Source organism: Roseovarius sp. (genome assembly GCF_018066915.1).
In the GTDB taxonomy this organism is placed as follows: Bacteria; Pseudomonadota; Alphaproteobacteria; order Rhodobacterales; family Rhodobacteraceae; genus Roseovarius.
In genome coordinates this window covers 1-5,760 of record NZ_JAGPVV010000186.1, presented here as the reverse complement: position 1 = coordinate 5,760, position 5,760 = coordinate 1, and the positions used below count along the sequence as shown (strand labels likewise).

4 protein-coding genes and 1 pseudogene are annotated in these 5,760 nt (G+C 60.5%); 2 read left to right on the top strand and 3 right to left on the bottom strand.

Going from position 1 to position 5,760, the window contains the following annotated elements; translation table 11 throughout:
- Positions 1–1,992, top strand: a 1,992-nt coding sequence (locus KBT70_RS10130; RefSeq protein WP_296632279.1) for a copper-translocating P-type ATPase, incomplete at its 5' end; no start/stop codon positions are given.
- A gap of 37 nt (positions 1,993–2,029) precedes the next feature.
- On the opposite strand, the gene KBT70_RS10125 is transcribed toward KBT70_RS10130, so the two are convergent.
- Genes KBT70_RS10125 through KBT70_RS10115 form a run of 3 tightly spaced genes read right to left on the bottom strand, consistent with a single transcriptional unit; the run spans position 2,030 to position 5,335 of the window.
- A complete protein-coding gene (locus tag KBT70_RS10125; RefSeq protein WP_296632275.1) occupies positions 2,030–2,821 on the bottom strand; it encodes a TniQ family protein in 792 nt (263 codons plus the stop codon).
- The gene (locus KBT70_RS10120; RefSeq protein ID WP_296632272.1) at positions 2,818–3,741 is read right to left on the bottom strand and encodes a TniB family NTP-binding protein; all 924 of its coding nucleotides are present in this window, start codon (positions 3,739–3,741) and stop codon (positions 2,818–2,820) included. The genes KBT70_RS10125 and KBT70_RS10120 overlap by 4 nt, the downstream gene beginning before the upstream one ends.
- The gene (locus KBT70_RS10115) at positions 3,701–5,335 is read right to left on the bottom strand and encodes a Mu transposase C-terminal domain-containing protein (protein WP_296632269.1); all 1,635 of its coding nucleotides are present in this window, start codon (positions 5,333–5,335) and stop codon (positions 3,701–3,703) included. Before KBT70_RS10115 ends, KBT70_RS10120 begins: the two co-directional genes overlap by 41 nt.
- Before the next feature lie 159 nt (positions 5,336–5,494).
- Here KBT70_RS10115 and KBT70_RS10110 point away from each other — a divergent pair.
- Positions 5,495–5,760 (top strand): annotated as a pseudogene (locus KBT70_RS10110) (hypothetical protein); the annotation flags it as partial.

The following is a 5,760-nucleotide window of genomic DNA, read 5'->3' as shown; positions in this document are numbered from 1 at the left end:
GAGCCCGAGACGTATTTGGGTGCAGGGCCGGCGCCGGAGCCGATGCCCGAGGGAACGATTTTCACCTGCCCGATGCATCCCGAGATCGAGCAGGTCGGACCGGGTGATTGCCCGATCTGCGGGATGGCTTTGGAACCCAAGGGCGTGCCCACTGGTGACGAAGGCCCGAATCCCGAACTCGTTGATTTCACCCGCCGCTTCTGGATCGGCGCGGCGCTGACCATCCCGGTCGTGCTGCTCGCGATGGGCGGCTATGTCGGCATGCCCATTCGCGACTGGACGGGGGAAAGGCTTGCTCACTTGCTGGAGCTGATCCTGGCGACGCCGGTCATTCTCTGGGCCGGCTGGCCGTTCCTCGTGCGAGGCTGGAAGAGCTTCCGCACGCTGAACCTCAACATGTTCAGCCTGATCGCCATGGGCGTCTTCGCGGCCTGGACCTTCAGCACCGTCGCGGTGATCGCACCAGGCCTTTTCCCCGCAGGCTTCCGCGACGACCAGGGCAATGTCGGCATCTATTTCGAGGCAGGGGCAGTGATTGTCGTGCTGGTCCTGCTCGGCCAAATCCTGGAGCTGCGCGCACGTGAGCGAACCGGCTCCGCCATCCGGGCCCTGCTCGACCTTGCAGCCAAGAGCGCCCGAATTATCCGTGCCGATGGAAGTGAGGAGGAAGTGGCGCTTGAGGATGTCCAGATCGGCGATCACATCCGGGTACGACCGGGCGAGAAAGTGCCGGTGGATGGCGAGGTGATCGACGGGCGGTCCTCTGTCGACGAGTCGATGCTCACCGGCGAACCCGTGCCGGTCGAAAAGGTGACAGGCGATGCCGTTACCGGCGCCACGATCAACGGCACTGGCAGTATAATCATCGAAGCGAAACGCGTCGGCGAGGACACGATGCTCGCGCAGATCGTCGAGATGGTTGCAGCCGCACAACGGTCGCGCGCGCCCATCCAGAAGCTCGCCGACGCCGTGGCCGGGTATTTCGTGTCGGCCGTGATCGCCGTGGCCATCGTTTCATTCATTGCCTGGTCGATCTGGGGGCCCACCCCTGCCCTCGCCTATGGTCTCGTTTCCGCCATTGCGGTGCTCATCATCGCCTGTCCCTGTGCGCTGGGGCTCGCGACACCGATGTCGATCATGACGGCAACCGGACGTGGGGCCCAGGCGGGCGTTCTCATCAAGAATGCCGAAGCCCTGGAAGCGTTCGAGAAGGTCGACACCCTGATCGTCGACAAGACCGGCACATTGACCATGGGCAAGCCGGAGCTTGCCGCCGTCCTTCCCGAGGACGGCCATGACGAGGAAGAGGTCCTGCGGCTGGCCGCCAGCCTTGAACGCGGGTCGGAGCACCCACTGGCCGAGGCCATTGTTCGCAGGGCCGAGGCGCGCGGGATAGAACTTGCCAGCGCGCATGACTTCGAGGCGGTCACCGGCATGGGGGTCAAGGGAAGCGTGGACGGTAAGTCCGTCGCTCTCGGGAACGCGCGAATGCTTGGTGAGCTTGGAATCGACGCGCCTGCCGCGACCCAAGTTGCTAACGCACGTCGCGACGAAGGAGAAACGGTGATGTTCGTCATCATCGACGGCGCCGTGGCGGGCCTTGTCAGTGTCGCCGATCCGGTCAAGGAAACGACGCCCGCCGCATTGAAGGCGCTGCATGAACTGGGCTTCCGGATTGTCATGGCGACAGGTGACAACGAACGCACGGCGCGTGCCGTCGCGTCACGGCTTGGGATCGATGATGTCCGGGCCGATGTTTTGCCCGAAGACAAGGCGCGCATCATCCGCGAGCTTCAGGCCGAGGGTCGCAAGGTCGCGATGGCTGGCGACGGCGTGAATGACGCACCTGCCCTGGCGCAGGCGGACGTCGGGATCGCAATGGGAACCGGTGCAGATGTGGCGATTGAGAGTGCCGGCTTCACGCTGTTGAAGGGCGATTTGAATGGACTTGTCCGCGCGCGGCGTCTTTCGCTGGTGTCGCGTTGCCCTTAAATCTGAGACACGACGCGTTCGGGGATATTTTTTGCCCTTAATTATGAGATTCCACTGCCATCGCGCCTATGCTTTTCGCGCGCTGCCGGGCGATGTAATCGACCGCGGCAAGCAGACGTGGCTCCTTATCGAAGGCGCGCAATAGAGCAACCCTTGCATAGTCGTCGATGCCGGAGCTTGAGATGGCCGCTTTGACCAGTGGACGGGATTGGGCTGCATCAATTGCAGCAAGGCCAAACAGCCTTACTTCCAGCCTGTGGCCCTGAAGAGCGTGTAACGGATCTCCGCGGAAGGCCTTTAATGATATGGCAAAGGTGACCGCGCGCATTGCGCGCCGAAGTTGCTTGGAGCTGCGTAATCGCGCGGCGTATTCAAGCCGCGCGGCGCCGTTACGCGCACGATTTATCAGCTTTTCGGGCATCTGTTCGCCACTGGCCTTGCCGAGCGTCGGCACAAGTCTCGTCCCACAAACCTGGCAGTCGAATGCCCAGGCTCGCCTCCAATGCTTGAGCGAAAGGCCCTCTCTGGAGCATTGCAGGCAATGCTGGAATGGTATCTGGGCCGTCAGCGAGGCTTCTCGTGTCGCCATTGCTGGGAAGGTCAAAGATCGCACAACATCTGGGTCAATCCGTGCGGCGTTGGCAATCTTCGCCGCCGCTGCCGCGTCGATGTTGAAGTCCAAGGACGTGCCATGAGTTGTATCGATTTCGATATGGGCCAGCAGTTCCGCGTCATCACAGTAGTTGGCGGCAGCCAGCCGAGACAACCAACCTGACAACAACTCATCTGGCAGAGGTGCGACAGTCTTCGGGAGCGGGCGCGGTTTCAAACCCCGGACGGCTCAAACCGCCGCTGGGCGGTCGAGTGGCGCGACCAAACCGGCGTCCATCTGGCGATTGCGTCATCGGTGATGCATTCCTCGCCTGTGATAATGGCGTCGATGGAAAGATCCTTGACCAGAGCGAAGATGCGCGAGGTCACCCCACCGGTCAGTGCCAAGACCTGCTTGAGAGATTTGACCTTCAGGTTGGACTTCTTTTCCAGTGGCATGGCAGCAATAAGGGTCTGGATCATGTCCGAGAACTCGGCATCGTCGCGCCAGTTTGGCAGATGATGTTCGTCCAGCCGTCGGGCAAGCTGGATATCACCGCGAATAGCATCGACGGCCTCGCTGACCCCAAGGCAGACCAGTGACACCTCGAGCTCATTGCTGAGATATCGAAGAACATTGAGAAAGCGGCGCTGTTCACGATGGGTCCCGGCCAAGAGGTTGTGGACCTCGTCGATCATGATCATTCGCAGGCCAAGGTCGCGCAAAAGCGCAACAACACGGACTTCGAGGGAGGCCACATTTTGAGCGCGCGCGCTCAGTGCCGTGGCCGGTGCCCCGACTGTCGCAAGGATGTGCAGATAGAACCGCCGTTCGTCGGGAGCTGGCGGCGCTTGTAGCAGCAACAGCGGCGTTCGCGTAATTCCCGATGCTGGGTCATATTCCGGTGCATATCTGCGCGACAGGTTGCGGGCGATCATCGTCTTTCCGATCCCGGATGCGCCATGCACAAGAAGGCCAGGCATACGGGTTTGCCTTGGCGCTTCGATCATACACTGCAAACGGTCCAGAACTTGTTCGGCCCGCGGAAAGCCAATCCAGATATCCGATTGAATGAGGGCGATCCGACCGTCTTCCTCTGTTGTCCCTGCCCTCAATTCACCATCTCTCCACTTTGAACAATGGGCGCGATGTATCACCCGTGTCGATCGGGCGCAGCCCTTCGGTTTTCGAGACAGCCGAGTTGGTGTCCTCCAATGTCCCTTTTCTTTCACGGGATCGGCGTTCGGCCTTCGTCAGGCCCCGGCTTTCAAACTCGATCTGGCGTTGCTGTCGGATCAGCTCAGCCAGGACCAGCTCATTGGACCCGGATTTGCCAAGGGCACGGGCCTTCCTCATGGCTTCGCGATATTCCCAGAGCGGCACGGGCGGAATTTCCAAGTTTCTGTAACGCGCCTCAACATATCGGCCATCGTCCAATTCGACCCAGATCATTGAGATATCGCGAGGGTCGTAGCGAACGACCACCTTCCCATCCCCGCGCCCAATGTGGCCTGCAAGCGCATCCGACCAGTACCGTATCTGGAACAGATGGATGCCGTCACGCCTGACCTTGCGCAGTTCGCTCGGCAAGAAGCTTACCCGAAAGGCTTCCATCTCGAAGGGGATGTCGCCCATCATTTCCTCTGAGAGCACCTCCCATTTGGCGACGGGCGTACAGCCAAGACTTGAATGAATGCTGTTGTTGTAGCGGCAGATTTCCAGGGCAAACCAGCGATCAAATTCGCCTAAAGTCATCGCGGCCATGCCTTCGGCATCGTAGTCGCCCTTGGCCACGACCGAGGATTGCGTTGTTCCAGGCAACAGGTGCACGGCCCCCATCATCGTGCCGATCAATCGTTCGATGTGCCCTCCGAAATGAGGACTGCCTGGCGGCCGATAGACCAGATCGATCCCCCATTCCGCACATGCCGACCGAAAGGCATGCGACCGGAAATCGCGCCCGTTATCGACGTGGATGCTATGTGGTTTACCCTGCGCGGGCCAAGGAACATTGCACACCAATTCCGCCAGAAGTTCCGCCTTTGGGGCCACAGCCTGTGTCAGGCAAAGCGCCACCGACAGACGCGAAGGAGCCTCGAGAGAGGTGTAATATCCGGTAACCATCCGCGTTGCGACGTCGATCGCTAGCGTGACCCAAGGCCGCCCAATTGGTTGGCGTTCAAAACTGTCGACGAGAATGATGTCCGCAGGCGTATGGTCGATTTGCACGACCTCCAGTGGGCGGTTTGCCTTGTTGTCGCCTACGACCGGCGCAAATTTCTGGCGGACCGCCTTTGCGCCTTCGCGTGCCTTGGCAATTTCGCGGGCATCCATTGCATCCAGCCTGCGCTGAACCGTCCGACGTGTCGGCGGTTGCAAGCCCTGCTGCCAGCACGCGCTTCGGATTTCTGTCACGATGCGCGACAGGCTTGGACGTTCCCGCCGTAAGAAATAACGGCGAAGATGTTCTTCGATCACCGCTTCCACCTTGCCGGATATCAAGGTTGTACCAGTCGGGCGGCCCCGTTTCCGCGGTACCAGAGCGCTGGTGCGCCCACCCTCTTCGGCCAGACGCTTTATCCAGCGCCAGACAGTCGCCCTGCTGACACCAAGCTCCCAAACGGCGTCATTGATGCCACTTTCCAGACTGCCAGTTCCTTTGAGGTATGCCTGAACAAGCGGACGCAGAACGGCCGCCCTGCGCGCCTCCTCAGCACCAGCGGCAACGGAGTCTTCGCGATCATCATCCATCAATATTTGCCACACGAAGCTGCGAACCCTGTCTCAGGTTTAAGGGTAAAAGTATCGGAATTAAAGACAAAATCGCATATTTAAGGGCAAAGGGCGACCGTTGATTTCGTTGAATTTCCTATCTCACAATTAAAGGCTACGCGACAGCCGCCCTATTTCATGACGCCCGCCCAGATCGACATCGCGCAAATGGATGCGCGGATGGATGCCGGGATCGACACCTTTTCGCTGGTGATCCCGCCCGAGTTCCAGCGCGACCTGCTGGTCGGGCACCGGCCCGAGTTGCAGCTCAATGTCGATGCGACGCGGGTCAGCCAGGCCTTTACCGGGGCGGGCAGTATCAGCGCCATTGTCAATCAGGAGATTGCCGGATGGCTGGCGCGCGATGCCGCCCCGGCCGGGATGCCGGTTGATCTGGCCGTTCG

Excerpts from the sequence above, each read along its gene's own strand:
- KBT70_RS10115 (WP_296632269.1), bottom strand. The coding sequence starts at position 5,335 with ATGGATGATGATCGCGAAGACTCCGTTGCCGCTGGTGCTGAGGAGGCG.